The sequence below is a fragment of the Runella limosa DSM 17973 genome (assembly GCF_000482465.1).
Taxonomy (GTDB): domain Bacteria; phylum Bacteroidota; class Bacteroidia; order Cytophagales; family Spirosomataceae; genus Runella; species Runella limosa.
In genome coordinates, this window is record NZ_KI519420.1 from 807129 (window position 1) to 827642 (window position 20514).

The 20514-nt window shown below is 44.9% G+C and carries 17 protein-coding genes; 6 read left to right on the forward strand and 11 right to left on the reverse strand.

The genetic code is table 11. From position 1 onward, the window contains the following. Position 1: 1 nt before the first annotated feature. The 6 genes from K339_RS0113355 to K339_RS33610 form a co-directional block, all read right to left on the reverse strand. Entirely contained in the window at positions 2-1180 is a 1179-nt protein-coding gene (locus tag K339_RS0113355; protein WP_028524038.1) for an ATP-binding protein, read from the reverse strand. 54 nt (positions 1181-1234) lie between these two features. After that, positions 1235-2881: a ribulokinase gene (locus K339_RS0113360; RefSeq protein WP_028524039.1), complete on the reverse strand. Its 1647-nt coding sequence runs from the start codon at positions 2879-2881 to the stop codon at positions 1235-1237. A 36-nt stretch (positions 2882-2917) separates the two neighbouring features. Further along, a complete protein-coding gene (locus tag K339_RS0113365) occupies positions 2918-3616 on the reverse strand; it encodes an NUDIX hydrolase (RefSeq protein ID WP_028524040.1) in 699 nt (232 codons plus the stop codon). A gap of 155 nt (positions 3617-3771) precedes the next feature. Then, positions 3772-4677 (reverse strand): patatin-like phospholipase family protein, encoded by a 906-nt coding sequence (locus tag K339_RS0113370; protein WP_028524041.1) that lies wholly within the window; start codon positions 4675-4677, stop codon positions 3772-3774. Between the two features lie 17 nt (positions 4678-4694). Beyond that, complete coding sequence (locus K339_RS0113375) at positions 4695-5462, reverse strand: hypothetical protein (RefSeq protein WP_028524042.1); 768 nt, start codon at positions 5460-5462, stop codon at positions 4695-4697. A 128-nt stretch (positions 5463-5590) separates the two neighbouring features. After that, positions 5591-6286: a hypothetical protein gene (locus K339_RS33610; protein ID WP_037300316.1), complete on the reverse strand. Its 696-nt coding sequence runs from the start codon at positions 6284-6286 to the stop codon at positions 5591-5593. 167 nt (positions 6287-6453) lie between these two features. Here K339_RS33610 and gcvT point away from each other — a divergent pair, with 167 nt between their 5' ends. Next, a complete protein-coding gene (gene gcvT / locus K339_RS0113385; protein WP_028524043.1) occupies positions 6454-7554 on the forward strand; it encodes a glycine cleavage system aminomethyltransferase GcvT in 1101 nt (366 codons plus the stop codon). Between the two features lie 10 nt (positions 7555-7564). Then, positions 7565-8272, forward strand: coding sequence for a 2-phosphosulfolactate phosphatase (locus K339_RS0113390; protein WP_028524044.1), 708 nt, complete (start codon positions 7565-7567; stop codon positions 8270-8272). Positions 8273-8351: 79 nt separating this feature from the next. On the opposite strand, the gene thiL is transcribed toward K339_RS0113390, so the two are convergent. After that, positions 8352-9383: a thiamine-phosphate kinase gene (gene thiL / locus K339_RS0113395; RefSeq protein ID WP_028524045.1), complete on the reverse strand. Its 1032-nt coding sequence runs from the start codon at positions 9381-9383 to the stop codon at positions 8352-8354. A 165-nt stretch (positions 9384-9548) separates the two neighbouring features. Between thiL and msrA the strand changes: the two genes are divergently transcribed. Further along, positions 9549-10202, forward strand: coding sequence for a peptide-methionine (S)-S-oxide reductase MsrA (gene msrA, locus K339_RS0113400; RefSeq protein WP_211243799.1), 654 nt, complete (start codon positions 9549-9551; stop codon positions 10200-10202). 88 nt (positions 10203-10290) lie between these two features. Here msrA and K339_RS0113405 read toward each other — a convergent pair whose 3' ends face one another. Next, positions 10291-12690, reverse strand: coding sequence for an ABC transporter permease (locus K339_RS0113405; protein ID WP_028524047.1), 2400 nt, complete (start codon positions 12688-12690; stop codon positions 10291-10293). A gap of 222 nt (positions 12691-12912) precedes the next feature. Here K339_RS0113405 and K339_RS0113410 point away from each other — a divergent pair, with 222 nt between their 5' ends. Beyond that, positions 12913-14523, forward strand: coding sequence for a hypothetical protein (locus K339_RS0113410; RefSeq protein ID WP_028524048.1), 1611 nt, complete (start codon positions 12913-12915; stop codon positions 14521-14523). A gap of 12 nt (positions 14524-14535) precedes the next feature. After that, positions 14536-16278, forward strand: coding sequence for a lipid A-modifier LpxR family protein (locus K339_RS0113415; RefSeq protein ID WP_028524049.1), 1743 nt, complete (start codon positions 14536-14538; stop codon positions 16276-16278). Positions 16279-16297: 19 nt separating this feature from the next. Here the strand turns inward: K339_RS0113415 and K339_RS0113420 are convergent, their stop codons facing one another. From K339_RS0113420 to K339_RS0113430, 3 genes are all read right to left on the reverse strand, one after another. After that, positions 16298-17032 (reverse strand): transglutaminase-like domain-containing protein, encoded by a 735-nt coding sequence (locus K339_RS0113420; RefSeq protein WP_229598738.1) that lies wholly within the window; start codon positions 17030-17032, stop codon positions 16298-16300. Positions 17033-17242: 210 nt separating this feature from the next. Further along, a complete protein-coding gene (locus tag K339_RS0113425) occupies positions 17243-18004 on the reverse strand; it encodes a ThuA domain-containing protein (RefSeq protein ID WP_037300318.1) in 762 nt (253 codons plus the stop codon). A 79-nt stretch (positions 18005-18083) separates the two neighbouring features. Next, the gene (locus K339_RS0113430; RefSeq protein ID WP_028524052.1) at positions 18084-18542 is read right to left on the reverse strand and encodes a sterol desaturase family protein; all 459 of its coding nucleotides are present in this window, start codon (positions 18540-18542) and stop codon (positions 18084-18086) included. An 88-nt stretch (positions 18543-18630) separates the two neighbouring features. Between K339_RS0113430 and K339_RS0113435 the strand changes: the two genes are divergently transcribed. Further along, positions 18631-20352: a M3 family oligoendopeptidase gene (locus tag K339_RS0113435; RefSeq protein WP_028524053.1), complete on the forward strand. Its 1722-nt coding sequence runs from the start codon at positions 18631-18633 to the stop codon at positions 20350-20352. Positions 20353-20514: the final 162 nt, after the last annotated feature.

Below are 20514 nucleotides of genomic sequence, written 5' to 3' on the forward strand. Positions count from 1 at the left end.
ATTAGGTAATTAAATTTAATGTTGTTAAATGTTCGATGATTTCGAGGACACTACATACCCTCCATTCTGGTCGATAGAGGTAATTACCCCCTTCGGTGGTGATGATAAAATTGTGCTTGGTTTTTAAATCATTCACAGCTTCTGTCGAGCCACGGGTAAGCGCAGTTGCCGTTGATAATTTAATTTCAATAGAAACCAGCGGCTCGATGCCTTTGACGAGTACCAAATCTATTTCAGCACCACTGACCGTTCGATAAAAGTACGGTTTGACAGAAGCATTGAGGCGGCAACAAATCTGCTCAATGACGTAACCTTCCCACGAATTACCTACAGATAAGTGGTGAGTTAGTGATTGAAAGTCAGATATATCTGCTAGAAAATGGAAGTTGCCACTATCTCTAAAATAAAATTTAGGAGACTTCACTAGCCGTTTACTGATATTTACAAACCACGGTTGGAGACGCCGAACAATGAACGCTTGTTCCAAAATATTGAGATACCGAGCAATGGTTCTTTGGTCTAACTGCATTGAATTAGCCAAGTTTGCATAGTTCAGTAATGATCCTTGGATACTCGTTAACATTTTCAACAGTGTGAATAGAACGATTGGATTAGAACTCATTCCTAAGCGTTCTAAGTCACGCTCAACGTATGTTTTGATAAAATTTTGCTGCCAAATTTGCCAAATCATATCGTTAGGGGATAATAAGGCATCTGGGTATCCTCCTCTAAACCAATGTTTTTTTAAGTCAATATGGCTACTATTTACTTCTTGTGCATGAATGGGACTAAGCTCGGCGTAAGCAATTCTTCCTGCAAGTGTTTCTGAGCTTTGGGCTAGAAAATCAGGCGAGGCTGACCCCAATAAAATAAACCTCGCTGCTACTCGGTGTCTATCAATAAGTGACCGTAGCACGGGAAATAAAGGGAGTAACATTTGAACCTCATCTATAATGATGGTTTGATTCTGGTATTGTGATAAAAACCATTCAGGGTCGGTGCTAATCTGTCGAAAAGAGTTAGGCGACTCTAAGTCAAAATAAATAGAGGGTTTTGGAAATGATTCCACCAAATGTTTGACCAATGTTGTTTTCCCAACTTGCCTCGGCCCTACGATTCCCACGGCAGGAAAGTAGCTTAACAGTGTCGAAATATACGCTTCTTGAGTTCTCGCAATCATTTATTTAATTAATTAACCTTGTAAATATTACATTTCAATGTAAGATTTGCAAGGTTAATTTGCCATAGTGCCCTTTTCAACAAACTCACCAAGTTGGATGTATTTCTGATAAAGCCGTTGATAAACAGAGGATTTGTCGGCATTTGGTTCGTAAAGCGCGTCAAAACCCGAGCCCATTGCTTTTTGGGCGTCCAGTAGTGTTGGGTGTACTCCTGCAGCAACTGCGGCATTCATGGCTGCACCTAAGGCACAGGCTTGGTCCGAACTAGCCACTTTGATGGGCATGTTTAAAACGTCAGAGAGCGTTTGCATTACAAAGGGGGATTTTTTTGCCACACCTCCGATTGCAATTACTTGTTTGATGGGAACGCCTTCGTTGATGAAGCGGTCCACAATGGCTTTGGAACCAAATGCCGTAGCTTCTACAATCGCTTTGAAAAATTTGATGGCGTCCGTACCGAGGTTAAGTCCAGAAATGGCGGCCTTGAGCGAGTGGTTGGCGTCGGGTGTGCGTCGGCCATTGACCCAATCGAGCGCAACGGGGTCTTTGTCCGTCACGGGCAGTTTTGCCGCTTCTTCCGAAAGAAATGGAATCAGTTTTTGGGCAAGCTCTTCGGCAGCAGTTTCGCCTAACAACGTGCGTACAGGTTCGGTAATGACTTTCTGAAACCACGCGTAATAATCGCCGTAAGCCGACTGACCTGCCTCCATTCCGAGCATTCCTGGGATAATCGAACCATCGACTTGCCCACAAATACCGCGAATCAACAAGTGACCGATTTCTTCGTTGGGAGCGATAAGCATATCACAGGTAGAAGTCCCCATTACCCGTACAAAATCGTAGGGTTGAATTTCGGCTCCAACGGCTCCCATGTGGCAGTCGAACGCTCCAACGCCAATCATGACATCGTTGGGTAAGCCAAGACGAGCGGCCCATTCTTCCGAAATTACGCCCATGGCTTGGTCGGAAGTATGAGAGTTTTGGAACAAACGAGCACGTAATCCTTCTAACAGTGGGTCGATGGCTACCAAAAAGTCTTCGGCAGGTAAGCCATCAAACTCATTGTGCCACATCGCTTTATGTCCTGCTGCGCAGCGTGAGCGTTTCATTTCTAACGGATGGGTATTGCCCGTTAGTACGGCCGAAATCCAGTCGCAGTGTTCTACCCACGAAAAAGCACGAGCACGTACTTGCTCATCGACGCGGAGGGTACGTAAAATCTTTGCCCAAAACCATTCAGAAGAATAAATACCCCCGACGTATTTGGTGTAATCAATGGGCCAGCGATGCGCTACTTCGTTGATTTCCTCGGCTTCGGCGTTGGCCGTATGGTCTTTCCAAAGAATAAACATGCCGTGGGGATTTTCGGCAAATTCGGGAAGGAGTGAAAGCGGGGTGCCTTGTTCATCGACAGCCACGGGCGTAGAGCCTGTCGTGTCAATCGAAATTCCTACAATATTGGCCGCCACTTCGCTTGGAAGTCCTTGTAATGCCCCTTTGATAGACGCCTCAAGCCCTTCAACGTAGTCGAGCGGGTGTTGGCGGAATTGAGATAATTCAGGTTGGCAGTAGAGCCCTTTTTTCCAACGCTCGTAGTAATGTACGGCTGTACCCACCGCTTCACCCGTTTGGGTATCCACAACCAAGGCCCGAACCGAATCAGTACCGTAGTCGAGCCCAATAGTGTATTGATGTTGCATGATATGTTTTGTTCTATTTCGTTGAATATTACCTATTTAGGCGGAAGGTTCTGGCATAAAATACCAAAAAGAGTGAAACTTGTCTTCGTATTTTTCTTTGTCTAGGCGATACAAAATGGCTTTTTTCGTCGCCGAGTTTTCATTTTTTTCACCCGTATCTACCAGCAAGCCCGTGGACAAAATCTTACGACTGAAGTTGCGTCTGTCCAACTGCATACCGTAAATGGCTTCGTAAAGTTTATGTAATTGGGGAATGGTGAATGTTTCGGGCAGGAGCTCAAAACCAATGGGGTGGAGGGCGGCTTTATAGCGCAGGCGCTCAAGGGCATTTTGAACCATTTTTTCGTGGTCAAAAATGAGTTGAGGCATATTTTTTAAACTTACCCAATGGGCATTGTGTGCCCGAACAGACTCTTCGTCGTGGCTGTGGATGTTGATAAGCGCAAAGAAAACAACCGAAATGGTGCGCTCTACAGGATCACGATTTACCTTGCCAAACGTCAGTAATTGTTCGACATAAATATTATTTAGTCCTGTCAGTTCATGCAAAATTCGTTCAGCTCCTACTTCTAGGTCTTCTTCTTGGTTTACAAACCCGCCCATCAATGACCACTTGCCGCGTTCTGGTTCAAAATTACGTTTGATAACTAGCAGTTTTATCTCGTCTCCGTCAAATCCGAAGATGATACAGTCGATGGCAACCAGTAAGCGGGTTGAATGAGGGTATTGGTTCATTCTTCTTAATGTGTCGTTTGGACACAATATTACCCTCTTTTCTATTATTTTTCAAATTATTTTTTTGAATTTATTGATTTAAAAATGCCTAACCTTTTTGGGAATACTTTCCAAAAAGGTTAGGCCAAAAAAGAGGAGCTAAGTTAGGGGTAAAATCAGCCTAGAAAAGCTTGTAAAAATGTTTTGGTGGAGGTATATCCCGAATGGTACAAAGCTTGTACTTGCTGCGGTGTAATGCTAAAATCAGTAGCCGAAATTCCTAAATCGTCGATTTGGATGGTGCGTTCGCTTTCGTATAAATTCTTTTCAATCATCCAATTTTGAGAGTTTAGCAAGGCTTCAAACAGCGACTTGATGTAGGTCTCTAATTGGTCAACGCCGTAGGTTAATTGGTTAGGCGGGGCGGCTTTTTGTAAGTCGGCCAAGAAGAAGCCCAAAGTAGCATCAGCGGGGCTGTTTGTGTTATCAAACGTATCAATGGGATAGTTATACATCACGCCGCCATCCACATAAAGGTGGCTGCTGGGGTTAGCGTCAGGAAATTGCCATGCTTTGAAAAACATAGGAATTGACATGGAGGCCCTCACCGCCATCGCGATTTGAACATTGGGGGTTTTTGCCACTGAAAACTCCTGAATTTTTTGCGTGTTCAAGTCCGTTGAAAATACCTTTAACGTAGTTCCAAACTGGGCATATACTTCTTCAAAAGTAATGGCGGGATTAATGTTTTGTTGTTGGAGAAAAACTTTGAACCAACTGTTCAAAAAATAATCGCCTTCATAAGGGCCAAATTTGCTGGCAAGGTCTTCCACAAAATTGAAGATACCTCCTTTGTCTTTGAAGTTTTCGTAATTGGTGGAGGCCAAAAATGTATTGAGCGTGTCGGAAGAAATGCGGCAAGCGCCCAGCGCAGCTACAATGGAGCCTGCCGACGTACCAGCAAAGCCGTTGATTTGGGAACTGATGTTGGCTTCTTCGAGTGCTTTCATAGCACCTACGTAAGCGATGCCTTTGACGCCGCCGCCTTTGAAAACAAGGTGTTGGAATGGAAAAATAGACATAAGGTTGAGTTGTTGAGTTATTGATTCACAGTGTTTACAACGTAATTTTTGAAATCGAAGAGTTGGGGGTAAGGAACGAGCTTTTTGGTGTTTTTATCGTAGCTGAAAAACAATGCTTTAAAAAATACCCCCGTTTTTTTGCCTTCGACGTTGATTAAATCATTGCAGTTAGAAGTCAATTGAAACGTGATGCCTTCAATTTTGAGGGTTTGAATCCCGCTCTGGTTTGTGCTATTGTTTTTGGTTTCGAGCGATAGAGAATCGGAATAGACGACGCTCGTAATCACCATAAATAAAACGTTGTCTTGGTTCAACTTCGCAAACGTCTCGTTTTGTTCGGTTTCGATTTTCTGGAGAAAAAAATACGGTCGATTAAGCCGCACACGAGTGGCATTTTTGAGTTTGAGTTGGGTATTTCGCTCCAGACTTTCTTCAACTTTAGCCGAGAGTAGTTTGATTTTTGGCGTCTCCGAATCGAGCGAGGTCGATAAATTAATGTCGGCTGAAATCATCAAAGAATTGATGGAATTATCCACCAAAATATGGCTCGAATCGGGCTGTTCGTGGAATATATACCCCACAAACTTGTCTTTTTGATTGATGTAATACACGTCACCGACGGTCGCTTGAATGGAGTTTAACAGGCCGTAGGGGGATGTGTAAGTGGCGATGTCCTTGCAATTAATCGTTCCTGTTACAATGCGCCGACATGAATAGAAGGGTAGGGTAATAAAAATGCCTAAGGCATACCCTAAGAGTGTTTTGGGGGAAATAATACGATGCACGATTGAAAAGTGTTTGACTTACGTTGAGTAATAAAGAAAACGGCGCAAGAGCGTATCAATGAGGGAGATGACACGGGTAACTCGCGAAAACAAATCTACAAAAATCAGGGATAGATGTCAAGAGGAAATTACCCCCATTGTTCATCTGCATATTCACTTTCACTTGATTTGGAAACAAACAGGGGCCGTGCTTTGACGGGGCGTTCTGGCTTGACGGTTCGGAAGTTACGGTATTGCTCGTCCGAAATGATTTCGAGTAAAAGAGCACGTTTTAAAATAACCGTAAAAGGCATTTGGAAAAAATCAGCAATGTCCATCGCCAATGACGGTGAAAGCTTGGAGATACCTCGGTGAAAAAAGCTGCGCACGTCTGTTTCGGGAAGGAAGGTTTCAAACACCAACTGTTCGGCGCGGGTGCTAAGTTCAGCCGCAGGGTAGTTCATGTATAACCCCAAAGAAGTGACCAAAAAACAGGTGTAGTAGTGGCGTTCGTAATCAGACGCTTTGGCATTGATAAAAACCCATCCTTTGTTTTGATACAAGGCTGAAAAGCCTACAAAATCGTTTTCGACGTGGTGAAGTTGGGCCACTTTTACGTCTTCGGGGTAAGCAAGTCGGCGCCCAATTTGCCGAATAATCTCCTGCCCCGACGACACATCGGCGGCTTCGCCAGCGGGTTCGAGCAGCCACTCTTCCGTCAAGAGCGTTTGGAAAAGATGCTCTCCTTCCCGTTGAGCCGCGATTTGCCCCAAATGCAGCACCGTGCGGTTGGGCAAATGAAAATCGATGGCTACTTGGTTGATAGGTGGCTTTTTCTTTCCCATGGCTTTCTTAAAAGCTTGATTCCTAGACAAAAGTACGCGGAATTTATAAATGCCGCTAGAGCGTCTTGTTCATTTTTTTGAAATAACTCGTTTTTCAAAACCTGCACTTTTCTGATTGTCAATTTAGAAAGGTAGCTTTGCACCCAAAATTTCAACAAGCCAAGAACATGACTGAGCAACTAAAAACAGTTCCTCTTAACGACCTACACCAACAGTTGGGGGCAAAAATGGTACCATTTGCGGGCTACGTAATGCCTGTTCGCTATTCGTCTGACCTCGAAGAACACCACTGCGTTCGCAACGGCGTGGGCGTGTTTGATGTGTCGCACATGGGTGAGTTTATTGTCAAAGGCCCAAAAGCTTTGGACTTGATTCAGCGTGTGTCGGCCAACGACGCTTCGGTGCTTTTTGACGGAAAAATTCAATACAGCTACTTGCCCAACGGAAAAGGCGGGGTAGTGGATGATTTGTTGGTGTATCGAGTGAGTGCGGATGAATACTTTTTGGTCGTCAATGCTTCTAACATCGAAAAAGATTGGAATTGGATTCAGGGCCAAAATACCGAAGGTGTCGAAATGCAAAACATCTCGGACGACCTTTGTTTGTTTGCCGTTCAAGGCCCCAAAGCTGCCGAAGCGCTGCAATCACTCACTGAGGTTAATTTGTCAGAAATGGACTATTACACCTTTGTGAAAGGTACGTTTGCGGGCTTGCCTGACATCATCATCTCTGCCACTGGATATACGGGTGCGGGTGGTTTTGAGTTATACATACCAAAAGAATACGCTGTAGCAGTATGGAATGCTATTTTTGAGGCAGGCAAAGAGCTGGTTATCAAACCAATTGGCCTTGGCGCACGCGATACGCTTCGTTTAGAAATGGGCTATTGCCTTTATGGAAACGATATTGATGATACCACTTCGCCGTTGGAGGCGGGACTGGGTTGGGTGACTAAGTTTACCAAAAACTTTATTGATTCTGACGTTCTTTTTGCCCAAAAACAAGCGGGTCTTGCCAATAAATTGGTAGGTTTTGAAATGATTGACCGTGGTATTCCGCGCGGGCATTATGAACTATGCGATGCAGAAGGTGCGGTGATTGGACACGTCACTTCGGGAACGCAGTCGCCAACTTTGTCAAAAGGAATTGGACTTGGTTATGTTCCATTGGCAAGCAGCAAAGTAGGAAGTGAAATTTTTGTAAAAGTACGCGAGCGTTTGCTCAAAGCCCAAGTAGTGAAATTGCCTTTTGTAAAACCAACGGTCTAATATTTTTTGTATGAAATCAATTGATGTTTGTTTAACCCCCGATTTGCTTCACCTGCACAATATTGATAATACGATTGTTGTAGTGACGGACATCTTTCGGGCTACCTCGTGCATGGTGACAGGCCTGGCTTATGGCGTAGGAAGTATCACGCCTGTAGCCACGGTGGAAGAATGTTTTGAACTTCAACAAAAAGGCTACATCGCCGCTGCCGAACGGAATGCCATGAAAGTCGAAGGGTTTGACCTCGATAATTCGCCGTTTAGCTACATGGATGAAGACCTAGTGGGGGCAAACATTGCGATGACGACCACCAACGGTACTTTATCCATCACTAAAGCCAAAACCTCGGCGGTGAAAGTATTGGTGGGCGCATTTTTGAATTTAGGAGCGATTGTTAACCACCTTAAATCGCAGCCTTACGACGTACTCGTGTTGTGTGCGGGCTGGAAAGGTCGGGTCAATTTGGAAGATACCTTGTTTGCAGGTGCGTTGGTCGATGCCCTCAAAGACGAATACATGATCGGAGAAGATAGTGCCTTGATGGCCATGCGGGCGTACCAACAAGCCCAAAATGACTTGTTAGGATATGTCGCCAACTCGTCGCACGTGCGTCGTTTGCAGCGCTTAGGGATTCATAAAGACATTGCGTACTGCTTGCAGCGCGACTTATACGACGTTGTGCCCGTACTTCGCGGAAGTACCCTCGTGAATATGTAGTGGTGTGGGTTGCTCACAACCCATACACCATAATACGGGTTGTGAGCAACCCGAACACGCCGCTCACAACCCACACTTATTAGCGCGTCAAATGCTGCCAACCCTGCGCCTGCACGGGGAAGCGGCCGCCTCCTTTGGTCACAATTTCTACGGCAGATGGGTCATTGGTCATAAAACCAATGAAACTAATGTGCGGTGAGTTTTTGATTTTTTCGTAGTCGGTTTGTTTAATCGTAAACAACAACTCGTAATCTTCGCCACCGTTCAACGCCGCTGTTAAAGGACTTAATTTAAACTCATCAGCGGTGAGAAATGTCTCATCGGCGACAGGGATATGTTCTTCAAAAATCTGGGCACCCGTTCCTGATTGTTTGCACAAATGTAAGATTTCGGACGCCAATCCGTCGGATACGTCAATCATTGAAGTAGGTACCAAATCGGCATCATTCAACTCATAAATGATGTTGGTACGTGCTTCGGGCTTGAGCTGACGGCCTACCAAGTAAGCCTTATCTTCAAGCTGTGGTTGCATGTTGGGGTTTTCCAAAAACTCCCTTTTTTCGCGTTCGAGCAATTGAAGTCCTAAGTACGCCGCACCTAAGTCGCCCGTCACACAAATGACGTCGTTGGGTTGGGCACCGCTTCGGTACGCGATTTTGTCTTTTTTGACCGTTCCGATGGCCGTTACTGATAGCACTAGCCCCGACCGCGACGCACTTGTGTCGCCTCCTACCAAGTCAACTTTGTAGGCTTCACACGCTGTTTGAATACCCGCATATAGCTCATCAATGGCTTCTACCGAAAAACGGTTGCTTAGTCCAATGCTTACCGTAATTTGGCGGGGAGTACCGTTCATGGCAGCAATGTCAGAGACGTTGACGGCCACGGCCTTAAAGCCTAAATGTTTTAGAGGGGCGTAGCTCAAATCGAAATGAACACCCTCGATGAGCATATCGGTCGAAACTAAAGTATATTCATCACTGCCCGTGTCGATGACGGCAGCGTCGTCACCAATTCCTTTGATGGTTTGGGGCAAAACAGGAGTAAATTGCTGATTGATGCGCTCAATTAGCCCAAATTCGCCTAAAGTGGAAAGCTCGGTTCTCGTCATTTTGGAAAAAGTGTCAGATGGCTGACATTCGCTTTGAATTAAAAGTCAGATAATTGTATCACAAAACTTTTCGCTGCAAAGTTCGTTAAAATTACGTCTTTTCTCGTATGTATTTGCGGGAAACACGTCAAGGCACTTTCACAACCCCTTTTTTGTTGATTAATTATGAAAACATTCCTCAAAAAACTTATTCTCGGAACGCTGACGTTGACGGCTCTTTCGTCGTGTGGACAGTCGGCAAAAAAAATCGAACAAATGGAAGACAAAGCAAAAGCGCTGACAGGATTGGCCACCGCAACTTTTGGTACGGGCTGTTTTTGGTGTACCGAAGCCGTCTATCACGAGATGGAAGGTGTGGAGTCGGTGGTGTCGGGGTATTCGGGTGGGTTTATCGAAAATCCCACTTACGAACAAGTATGCAGCAAAGTAACGGGCCATGCCGAATGCGTAGAAATTAAGTATGACCCTAAAAAGGTGAGTTACGTAGAATTGTTGGAAGTATTTTTCCGCGTTCATGACCCAACAACCAAAGACCGTCAAGGAAACGACGTGGGGCCGCAGTACCGTTCGGTCATTTTTTACCACAATGATGAGCAAAAACAGTTGGCCGAAAAAGCCATCAAAGAACTCAATGCTTCTGGCGCTTACAGTAAGCCCATCGTGACGGAAGTGGCGAAAGCAGAAAAGTTTTACGTGGCCGAAGCATACCACCAAAATTATTTTGCCAACAACCCAAATCAAGGCTACTGTGCCTTCGTGGTAGCACCCAAAGTGGATAAATTCCGCAAGGTGTTTAAAGAGAAATTGAAGAAGAATTAGTGAGGTATCAAGGTAAAAGCACCACGTTCATCTTGAGCGTGGTGCTTTGTTTTGAGCATTACTTTATTGGTTTCAAACTCGTGTTATTTTACTCTGCTCGCAAGTGCTTCACTGGATTGGTCACGACGGCTTTCATTGCATGGCCTATGATGGTGGCAGCGGTAATGGCAACCATAAGCCCAAGTGTAGCCACCAAAAACCAGCCGCTCATTTGGATGCGATAAGCGTATTGCTGCAACCAACCCGACGTAAGCCACCAACCTAGGGGGGCGGCAATGGCAAACCCTACCAACAATAAGCGACTAAATTCTCGCCCAAAAACCCACAGCAATTGCTCGGTTCGCGCGCCAAGCACTCGCCGAACACCAATTTCTTTCGCCCGTTTTTCGGCCATAAACGTCACCAAGCCGTACAGCCCAAGGCAGTTCATGGCGATGGCAATAAAGGCGAAAATCTGCACAAAACCAGCCAAAAGTTGCTCCATTTTTGTGAAAGAATCGAGCAGTTCATTCAAGAAACTCCTTCTGTAAATATCTTCTGGAAAAGTGTTGTTCCAAATTGCTTCAACTGCTTTACTGGCCGAGGACACTGCCGAGGGCGCAAAGGTGAGAACGGCCATCGAGCTGTGAGATAAGTCATATACCAGCGCGATTGGGCGGATGGGCTCGTGCAAATTTCCCGTACGAAAATCTTTAACAACACCCGCAATAACGTGCTCCGTACCTTTGATACGAATGGGTTTTCCGATGACTTCATTGGAGGAAGCGATGCCGAGCTGTTTTACAAAAGTTTCATTCACCAGTGCTTCGTGGCGAGAGGTATCCTTTTTGCTAAAATTCTGCCCTTTGACCAGAGAAAGTCCAAAAGCCGACAGGTAGTGCTCATCGGCGGTGCGGACGAGGATTTCAAACGATTCGGGTTCTGTAGAGGTATGATAACTGAACGGACTGGGACGGTTGTAGGGAGAAACGGGCGGTTCGTTGGCAAAGGTGACGGATTGTACCCCAGGCGTATCTAACCAACTTTTGCGCAACCGTTCGTAAGGAATAGGGCCTTGTTTGGGCAACCAAACCACCAATTTGTCGTTGGTTCTAAAGCCCCAATCGGCTTTTTGCATGTACCGAAGTTGGCTGGTAATGACCAATACTACAATCAAAAAGAGCTGAGTGAGTAAAAATTGTCCCGTTATCAGCGTTCTCCGAATGGTGAGTCCGCCTTTGGCTCGGGTCAATCGCCCCGCGAGGGCTTTGATAGGATTAAAACCTGATAACACCCAAGAAGGGTAAAAACCCGCAAAAAAAACCACACCCAATACCAGCGGTACAAACCAAAGTAGGGCATTGGGGGTAAACAAATCCAAGACCGAAATGTTGGGATGTAGCGTTTGGTCTTGCTGCGTGAGGGTGTCATTGACCACGGGTAAGGCCAACTGGGTCAAAATTAAGGCAAGAAGTACGGCGGCGAAAGTCAGCAGGGCGGTTTCGGTCATAAACTGCTTTATCAACTGCCAGCGATTGCTACCCACCACTTTGCGAACGCCCGTTTCGTGGGCGCGTTGTAAGGCTTGGGCGGTGGCCAAGTTGACGTAATTGATACAAGCCGCTGCCACAAGCAACAACCCAACGGCCATTAGAGCAAACAAAATAGGGCGAGGTGCCATGCCGCTCCGAGCGTGATTGAGCTCCGTCAGTGGAAGTACGTGATAGGAAAAGTTGCGAAGTTCGGCGGCAGGCAAATGCTTCTTCTGAACGGCTGCCAAGGCAGTCGTTAGTTGATTGGGAGAAATGCCCTTGCGCAGTCGAACAAAACACATGCTTTGAAGTCCTAACCAATCGTTGAGAGCAGTGGGTGGTTCTAAGTTTGTGAGGGTTGCGTAGGAGACGAGCCCGTCGTAACGAAGTTGGGTGTTTGAGGGTGGATTTTTAATGATACCCGTAACGGTCAGATTGACCCGATTGTCTAGGCGTACAGTTTTTCCGAGGGCGAGTGTGGTTTGAAAATACTTCTCGGCGTATCGCTCACTGATGACGATGGCATTGGGCGTTGCCAAGGCTTTTTGAGGGTCGCCACTGAGCCATTCTACTCCAAACAAATCAAAATACTGAGATTCAGTGAAGCACATGTTTCGCGATTCATTGAACTTCTTTTCCCAACCTCCTTGGCCATTAGGAATGCTGATGGTACGTCCAAAAAAGGTTTCTAATTTAACAGCGCTTTCTACAAACGAATAATCGCGGCGGAGCACTTCGGCCAGAGGGCGAGGAGCAGCATCGGTTTGAAGCGTTGTTTCGCGTTTTAGGTCGGTTACAACCCAATAAGACCGCTCTACCTCAGGGTGATAACGGTCAAATGTCAACATGTAGTTGACGACAAGAAAAATGACCAAGCCACTCGCCAGTCCGATACTTAAATTAGCGATGCGGATTAGGTTGATTTTCTTCTCACGCCGAATGCGGCGCCAAGCAAAAGTGAGGTAGTGCCAGAGCATAGAAGGAGGTTTTAGGATATAAAGTTAAATATTAAAGTAAACTATATATAAAAATATACTTCATTATTTTGGCTTAATTTCTTTCACTGGCGTAGCGACGATGACCGTTCGATAAGTTTTTACTACGATTCCATCGGTATGTTGTTGGAGATGAAGTTTTAATCTGTTGATTTACAGAGTCTTCTTTTGTTTGAATTTCCAATGTTTTAAAATCCTACGCCCATGAAACCTTTTTTCGATTTTCATACCCATACGTTTCTTAAAACCCATTTAAACAAAGAAAATATAGAGAATGCTTCCACGCCTTTTTTGGAGATGGATGTGGAGATTCCTTTGAATATCGACGAATGGGGTTTTAACGATATAGTCGATTCTCAAGCCAGTTTTTCCCAAATTGCTCAGGGGGGAGGGCATTTAATCATTGTTGCATTGTATCCACTTGAACATGCTTACACCAAGTCAACGTTTATCAAGCTTATTAAAAAACTAACTCAAGATTTGAATAAGAATCTTCTTGAAAGTATTGAGAGACAAAGTATTAGTTATTGGGAGCTACTTCTAAGAGAATTGAGTCACGCGCTAAAATTTGAATCTCAACCCCAAACAGTCAGAGACGAAAACGGTAATGATGTGGATGTGCATTACAAGATTATCAATTCGATGGTTGAATATGATCCGCGCGCTCAAAATACCATTCATGTGGTGTTGTCTATCGAAGGAGGTCATGCTTTTTATGAAAATCCCGATATTCTAAATCAAGACATTGCGGACATTAAAGAGCGTATTACCGAATTTAAAACCCCTACCCCGCAGCGCTCAACGATCTTTCATATCAACTTAGCACACCACGCCCAAAACCGCTTTACAAACCATGCCCACGCCATTCCGACGGATTGTGCAGGAAAGGGGGGGACTGACCGTTTTGGGGGATACAATCCGATTGAACATGGCCTTACAGAAGAGGGGAAAGAATTTATTCGAAGATGCCTTCAACAGGAAAATGGTGAAAAACGGATTCTCATAGATTTGAAACATCTTAGTTTGAAAGCAAGACAAGATTATTATCAATTGGTTGAAGACGAGTTTCCTGACACACCTTTGATTGCGACGCACATGGGCGTAACGGGTTTTGCTTCTCAAAGCTTTCATTACGTGAAAGAGGGGCAGTTGACGCCTATTGTGAGAGGAATTACCGAATATACCGACCGAAGATGTTATAAGGTACATTATGAGCAATTGTTTGCGTTTGAGCTAAATCGCGACCGAATTTGCTTCAACCCTTGGAGTATCAATCTGTATGATGATGACATTGTAAAAATTGTAGAAACGGGGCCTACGGGTGGATTGATTGGGTTGGTTTTGGACGAACGAATTCTAGGTAAAACCAAATCCATCACCAATTATCACGCTCCCGAGCTTTTCAGTAAAACCAAAAGAGGGGCGTCTCCGTGGCTAGATGCTCCTGCTTGTGTCAATGGACATCTTCAACGTACGGGGTTAGACGACGATATTTTAGAGATAAATACTGACCCGCGAAATGCGCACCCGAATGGATTGTATTATTTTCTCAACAATTGGTTGCACATCGTCAAAATCGGGGGAGACAATGCTTGGAAGAATGTATGTTTAGGAAGTGATTATGATAGGCTCATCAATGCGTTGGATGTAGCTCCCAAAGCGAATTTTATGGCTTCCTTTCGAGCTCGACTAACGCAGGAGCTTCTGCTAATTGCCGACATCAAAGAGGTGCAGTTGCCTGCCTCGGCAGACGAATTGGTTGGGGCGCTGCTATATGATAATGCGTTTAATTTTCTAAAAAACAACTGGCACTAAAAGTCAACTCTTATGAAACGGTACCTGATTTGTATTGCCCTTTTTTATTTAGTCACGCATTCTTTTGGGCAAACGACCAAGAGAGCGACTTTAAAAAGAGACACGACGATTGTCCAAATTTCAGATTCGTTGCTGAAAGTAATCAATAAGAAAGGGCCTGATAAGCAGCTACGAATGCGGAATGTGGCACCACTTGCTGACACCGCCTATTTGTCTGAAAAAGAAAAACGTGCCTTAAAAAAAGAACTCAGCAAGGAGGCTCCCAATTTTAATGTTTTGACAAGTTCTCAACAGAAAAAGCTACTGTCAGAACTGATTCAGAAAATAAGCCACCTTGTTTTAACCGATAGCCTCATTGCCACCTTACAGCTTAACAATACTGATTTACCAGCGTCTGACATCGAATACCGAGTCGAAAAAATTCCCCATTATAAAGTGGTATATGAAGTCTATGAACGATTTCAATCGCAAATAGATTTTTTGCTATCTACCCAAATTCCACCCCAAACCTACCTCAATGGGTTGCTTGCTAATTTGGAAATAGTAAGAAAGCACATGAATTTGTTGCTACAACAGCAATTCGTTTTTTACCGATACACTAGCCTTTCAAAACAGTTTATCAAGAATGTTAATTTATACCATGATAACGATTTTTTACTCTTTTCAAAGATAAACCAAGACAGGGATTACACGGGGGGATTTCGTTTTGAGTTTACGACCGATTACTTTAAAATGAGGCTTTTTCGGCCTTGGAACACCAACAACATCTTGAGCTATCAAAGTATTATGCTGGGAGGCGAAGGTTATACACCCTACATTAGGTTTCAGAAAGATGAAGTAGAAGCCGCCACTCGCCAACAGTTAGTTGTTGATGCCAATACGGGCTATTTTACCCCGCAATCAATGAGTGTCGTGAGCAGATACATGGATTCTATTCAAACCCGTACTGACAGGCCCTTTGCGTCGTTTCAGTACATCGCGCGCGGGAAATACCGACTCAATCAGCACGGACATTGGCGTTCAAGAAGCTTTTTTAAACTCGGAATCATTGGGGGTAATATTGGTAAAAATCTACAAGCCATCATTCACCAAGACCTTACGGTAGGTTCGATTAGGGTGATGAACTGGGAAAAACAAATAGCTAATGGCGGGCGGTTGGGCTTTAATATTGACCACCACGTAGATTTGATGTTGTTGTCGCCCGAGAGTACCGTTTTCAAAAAAGAAAAATACTTAGACTCTACCTACAAAAAGAAGCCATATAGCCTCAATGTGTATTTACCCGTTGAAATTCATACGGGTTCAGAACTCGATGCTTGGGGAGTAGGAGTGGGGGTTTCTAACCGAAATTTTAAAGATAGAAGTGGAACAAACGACCTTAAATTGGATAATAACCGTAGCCAACCTTGGTATCAGCGGTGGTATAATAACTGTACGATTTCTACTGAATTGCGTTACAGAAATGTCATCCATAATTCGATGCTCGAAGGGGTGGGGTGGTTTAAAACTTGGGAGGATGATGTGTTTGACAACGAGGCACCAACTGTGTATAAATTACGCGCAAGCGAAGTAAATCGTCATTTATTGACGTGGGATTGTTTCATCGGCATTAGGTTCTATAAGGTATCGGTTTATTACATGCAGACGCGTACATTGAATGCAGAATTCAATAAAATGATTTTGAATCAAAAGTCTCCCGAAAGCAAAGGAAAACCCTACGGATGGGCAAGGATAGGGTTTAATTTCTTGATTTAAGTTTCGGGAAAAAGGTTTTTCATTCCTCCAACAGCTCCGTCTCTACTTCCAGCGAATTGAGGGTTGCATTGCCAAATTGCGTCACCATCGCTACGTCGGCGGCGTCGCGGCCGTAGCCAAGGACAACGCGGTAGCCGTGGGTTTCTGATTGAACGGCGTCGAAAGTGTACCATTTGTTGCCTACGTATGCCTCAAACCAGGCGTGTAAATCCATAAAATTGAGCTTGTCGAGGTAGCCAACTGTCATGCGGGCGGGGATGGACAGCGTGCGGCACAAAGCAATGCCCAAATGCGTAAAATCGCGGCAAACACCTACCCGTTGGTAAAAAAGATCCAAGGCGGTGGTGGCAGAGTTGGTGGTGTTGTATTGGTACTTGATATGTTGATAAATCCAGCGTCTGATGGCTTCTACCTGCTCATAGCCCCAAGAAGCATCGCCTACGATTTGACTTGCTAAGTTTTGAAGCTCGGGTAAGTCCGACTGACAATAACGGCTGGGAGAAAGATATACCAACGTTTCGGTAGGTAAGTTTTCTACCAAAATATAGGGAGGAAAAGGAGCGCTCGGCGCCTCTTCTTCATTGACCAGCACTTCTATTTCGGTGGTAATTGTTAGCTGCCCGACGGGGAGAACGGCGCGCACGCAATGGTTTTCATAAGAGTCGTTGTAGTTGCTAAAAGGCACCAAAGGGTCGGTGCTAAATTCTTCTTTGAGGACAGATTGTCCTTCTTGACGTCGGGGACTAAGAAGCATTTGAACGGTTGTAGGGGTGTGTATTTGGTACTTAAATACACTTTTACCTCTTATCTTCATGGGTAAGGAAAGTCGAAATAGAATTTTGTGTAAAGTACCAAAAAAAACGCAGTTTTAGCATCATTTTCGCTGATTTTTGGTGTATAAAAAAGGCAGGTTCCTTGCGGGCCTGCCTTCTTCGTGATTGTACTCAGGTGCCAACGTAACCCCTTACATTGGTTTCTTTACGGACTTGCGTCCCATGGCGTATTCGATGCCGCCTAAAAGGTGTTGGACAAACAATGGTTCTACAAACGATTCGTCGGTGTGGCCGCCACCTGTGTAAAACGAGCGCCCTCCGTCAAATTCACGATACCATATAAACGGGTGATTGACCCCGTTTGCGCCCCCTTTGTAGGTGCTTTCATCGAGCGTGGCGAGGACTTTAATCCCCAACACAATTTTTTTATAGTTGTATAATTCGTCAAAACGTTTCCAACGGTCAGGAAGCATCGACGTCGAAGGGTGATTTTGGCTGTGTACCACCACGTCCACGCTTTGCTGTTTGGGGTGGCTTAAAAAGTACGCGCCTACCAACTGATTGTACCAAGGCCAATCGTATTCGGTATCTGCCGCCGCGTGAATCCCTACGTAACCGCCTCCTCCGCGAATGTATTGCTCAAAAGCAGTTTGTTGAGCATCGTTGAGGACGTCGCCTGTGGTACTCAAAAACACCACTGCTTTGTATTTTTTTAAGTTTTCGGACGTAAATACGCTGGCATCTTCGGTCGTATCGACGGCGAATTTGTTTTGTTCACCAAGCAACATCAACGCCGCCTTTCCTTTAGGAATAGAAGCGTGACGGAATCCCTTGGTTTTGGCAAAAACTAAGATCGCATCTTTGGTCGTTGATGCGACTTTTTTCTTTTTCTGGGCAAACGAACTTACCGTGAGCGCCAACAAGAAAGCGCAGCAGTAAAACAATCTTGTCATAATCTTAATCTGGTATTTTGGGAAAAAAGACGCGCCCAAATGAAAACTACTATAAAAACTGAGAAGTAGTTGAGAGTTATTATTCGCCCTTCACGGAAGCTTTCTCGTATTTTTTGGGGGCATACAAAAAACCAAACGCCTCGGCACCGTCGCGCTCGTGGACTTTGTGGTGAATATAATGCGCCCGAATGATGCGGTTGAGGTAGCGATTGCTGGTTTTAAATTTGATTTTTACCCGACGGTGAACAATCACGTCGTGAAAAAGAAAATACCCAATGCCGTACAGGGTAATGCCAAAACCAACGTACATCAACCAACGAAGTGATTCCACTTCTGAGCCTACTACGATGAGGGCGGTAGCCGACCCGCCAAAAATAATGCCAAAGAGGTCATTGGTTTCCCACCAGCCTTTGTGGTGTACGTGGTGCGATTCGTGCCAGTTCCACATGATGCCGTGCATGATGTATTTGTGCGTGAACCAGGCAAAGCCTTCCATAAAAACAAACGTGCCGAGCACAAGGAGAAAATTGAGTAGCATGGGAAATAAATGTCCGATGTTTTCAGAAAAACCAATTTTTAGGTTCTTTTGTTAGACAACAAAATCAAAACATTGCAAATTTAGCTTTATGTCAGCACTTACCATACCGCAGCGCCCGCCCCGTCCGTTTTTGGGCGAGGAATTTTCTTTAACGACTTGGGAGCAGCTTCAGCCTTTTTACGAAAACCTAAAAAACCGCGTCATTGAATCGACGGACGAACTTCGTCAGTGGTTTTTGGACAAAAGCGAATTAGAATCGTATTTGTCAGAAAACTTCGCGTGGCGATACATCCGCATGACCTGCGATACCAGCAGCGAACAATATCAACAGGAATTTAATGATTTTGTGGAAAACTTTCAGCCGCAGCTCAGTACCTACGGAAATGAGTTGGATAAGAAAGCCTTGGCCAGCCCCTTTTTGAGCGAACTCAAAGACCAAGGTTTTGAGGTGGCGCTGCGCGGAATGAAAAAAGCGATTGAGATTTTTAGGGAAGAAAATATTCCGTTACAAACCCAAATCCAGACCGAACAAGCCAAATACGGCGCGATTATCGGGGCGATGACGGTGACGATAAATGGGGAGGAAATGACGCTCCAAAAAGCGTCGGATATATTACAATCAACCGACCGTGCCCTACGTGAAGAAGCGTGGCAACAAATTCAAACGCGCCGCTTGACGGATAAAGATACGCTAGACCAATTACTCAATTCCCTTCGTGATTTGCGTCACGAAGTAGCCACCAACGCAGGTTTTGCCAACTTCCGCGATTTCATGTTTGCGGCGCTTGGTCGTTTTGATTATACCCCTCAGGACTGTTTCAACTTCCACGAGTCGGTGGCGGAAGCAGTCGTGCCGATGCTCAACGACATGGCCCAGGAGCGTAAGGAAGCGTTGGCATTAGAAGCGCTTCGTCCGTGGGATTTTAAAGTTGATCCCCAAAACCGCCCACCGCTAAAACCGTTCAGCACGGGTGATGAGTTACTCGAAAAAACGATCACCTGTTTCACAAACCTTGATCCACAACTCGGTGATTACTTACGGATTATGAAGGCCATGGGGCACCTCGACCTTGAATCAAGAAAGGGGAAAGCGCCAGGTGGGTACAATTATCCGTTGGAGGAGATTGGGGTGCCGTTTATTTTTATGAATGCTACCTCCAACCTGCGCGATTTGGTGACGTTGCTGCACGAAGGTGGGCACGCCGTACACAATTTTGTGACGCGCGATTTGATGCTCAATTCGTTTAAAAACCCTCCTGCCGAAGTGGCGGAATTGGCCTCGATGAGCATGGAGTTGCTGACGATGGACTATTGGGATGTGTTCTTCGACAATGAAGATGACCTACGCCGCGCTAAAATTCAGCACTTGGAATCTATTATCGAAACCTTACCTTGGGTAGCTACGATTGATAAATTCCAACATTGGTTGTATGAGAATCCAACCCATACCGTTGAGCAGCGGCAAGCAGCGTGGTTGGCGGTTTATGAACAATTTAGCGACTCCATAACCGACTGGAACGGACTCGAAGACGCAAAGAAATACATTTGGCAAAAACAGCTCCACATTTATGAAGTGCCGTTTTACTACATCGAATACGGCATGGCGCAGCTAGGAGCCGTAGGGGTGTGGCGAAACTACAAACAAAACCCACAAAAGGGTCTCGAAGGCTACTTAAACGCCTTGAAATTGGGTTACACCGTTCCGATTAGCCAGATTTACGCCGCAGCTAACGTTCCTTTCGATTTCTCAAAAGGCTACATTACCGAATTGATGAATTTTGTAAAAGAAGAACTGACGAAGTTGAAATAAAACTGATTTTGGAGTGTCGAGTGCAGAGGGCAGAATGTCGAACAAGTGGATTTAATTCGACATTCTGCACTCTGCATTCGACATTTTATGACGGATATTCATCCCATTTTTAGCCCAATTTACCCCATTTTTGTATTTAACTTCCAATAGTTCAGTACACTT

Bases quoted from the DNA above. Each gene is read 5' to 3' on its own strand.
- K339_RS0113430 (WP_028524052.1), bottom strand. From the start codon at position 18,542: ATGCTACTCAATTTTCTCCTTGTGCTCGGCACGTTTGTTTTTATGGAA.
- K339_RS0113370 (WP_028524041.1), bottom strand. From the start codon at position 4,677: ATGTCTATTTTTCCATTCCAACACCTTGTTTTCAAAGGCGGCGGCGTC.
- K339_RS33610 (WP_037300316.1), bottom strand. From the start codon at position 6,286: ATGGGAAAGAAAAAGCCACCTATCAACCAAGTAGCCATCGATTTTCAT.
- K339_RS0113415 (WP_028524049.1), top strand. From the start codon at position 14,536: ATGAAACGGTACCTGATTTGTATTGCCCTTTTTTATTTAGTCACGCAT.
- K339_RS0113425 (WP_037300318.1), bottom strand. From the start codon at position 18,004: ATGACAAGATTGTTTTACTGCTGCGCTTTCTTGTTGGCGCTCACGGTA.
- gcvT (WP_028524043.1), top strand. From the start codon at position 6,454: ATGACTGAGCAACTAAAAACAGTTCCTCTTAACGACCTACACCAACAG.
- K339_RS0113410 (WP_028524048.1), top strand. From the start codon at position 12,913: ATGAAACCTTTTTTCGATTTTCATACCCATACGTTTCTTAAAACCCAT.
- K339_RS0113405 (WP_028524047.1), bottom strand. From the start codon at position 12,690: ATGCTCTGGCACTACCTCACTTTTGCTTGGCGCCGCATTCGGCGTGAG.
- K339_RS0113435 (WP_028524053.1), top strand. From the start codon at position 18,631: ATGTCAGCACTTACCATACCGCAGCGCCCGCCCCGTCCGTTTTTGGGC.
- msrA (WP_211243799.1), top strand. From the start codon at position 9,549: ATGAAAACATTCCTCAAAAAACTTATTCTCGGAACGCTGACGTTGACG.
- thiL (WP_028524045.1), bottom strand. From the start codon at position 9,383: ATGACGAGAACCGAGCTTTCCACTTTAGGCGAATTTGGGCTAATTGAG.
- K339_RS0113420 (WP_229598738.1), bottom strand. From the start codon at position 17,032: ATGCTTCTTAGTCCCCGACGTCAAGAAGGACAATCTGTCCTCAAAGAA.
- K339_RS0113365 (WP_028524040.1), bottom strand. From the start codon at position 3,616: ATGAACCAATACCCTCATTCAACCCGCTTACTGGTTGCCATCGACTGT.
- K339_RS0113360 (WP_028524039.1), bottom strand. From the start codon at position 2,881: ATGCAACATCAATACACTATTGGGCTCGACTACGGTACTGATTCGGTT.
- K339_RS0113390 (WP_028524044.1), top strand. From the start codon at position 7,565: ATGAAATCAATTGATGTTTGTTTAACCCCCGATTTGCTTCACCTGCAC.
- K339_RS0113355 (WP_028524038.1), bottom strand. From the start codon at position 1,180: ATGATTGCGAGAACTCAAGAAGCGTATATTTCGACACTGTTAAGCTAC.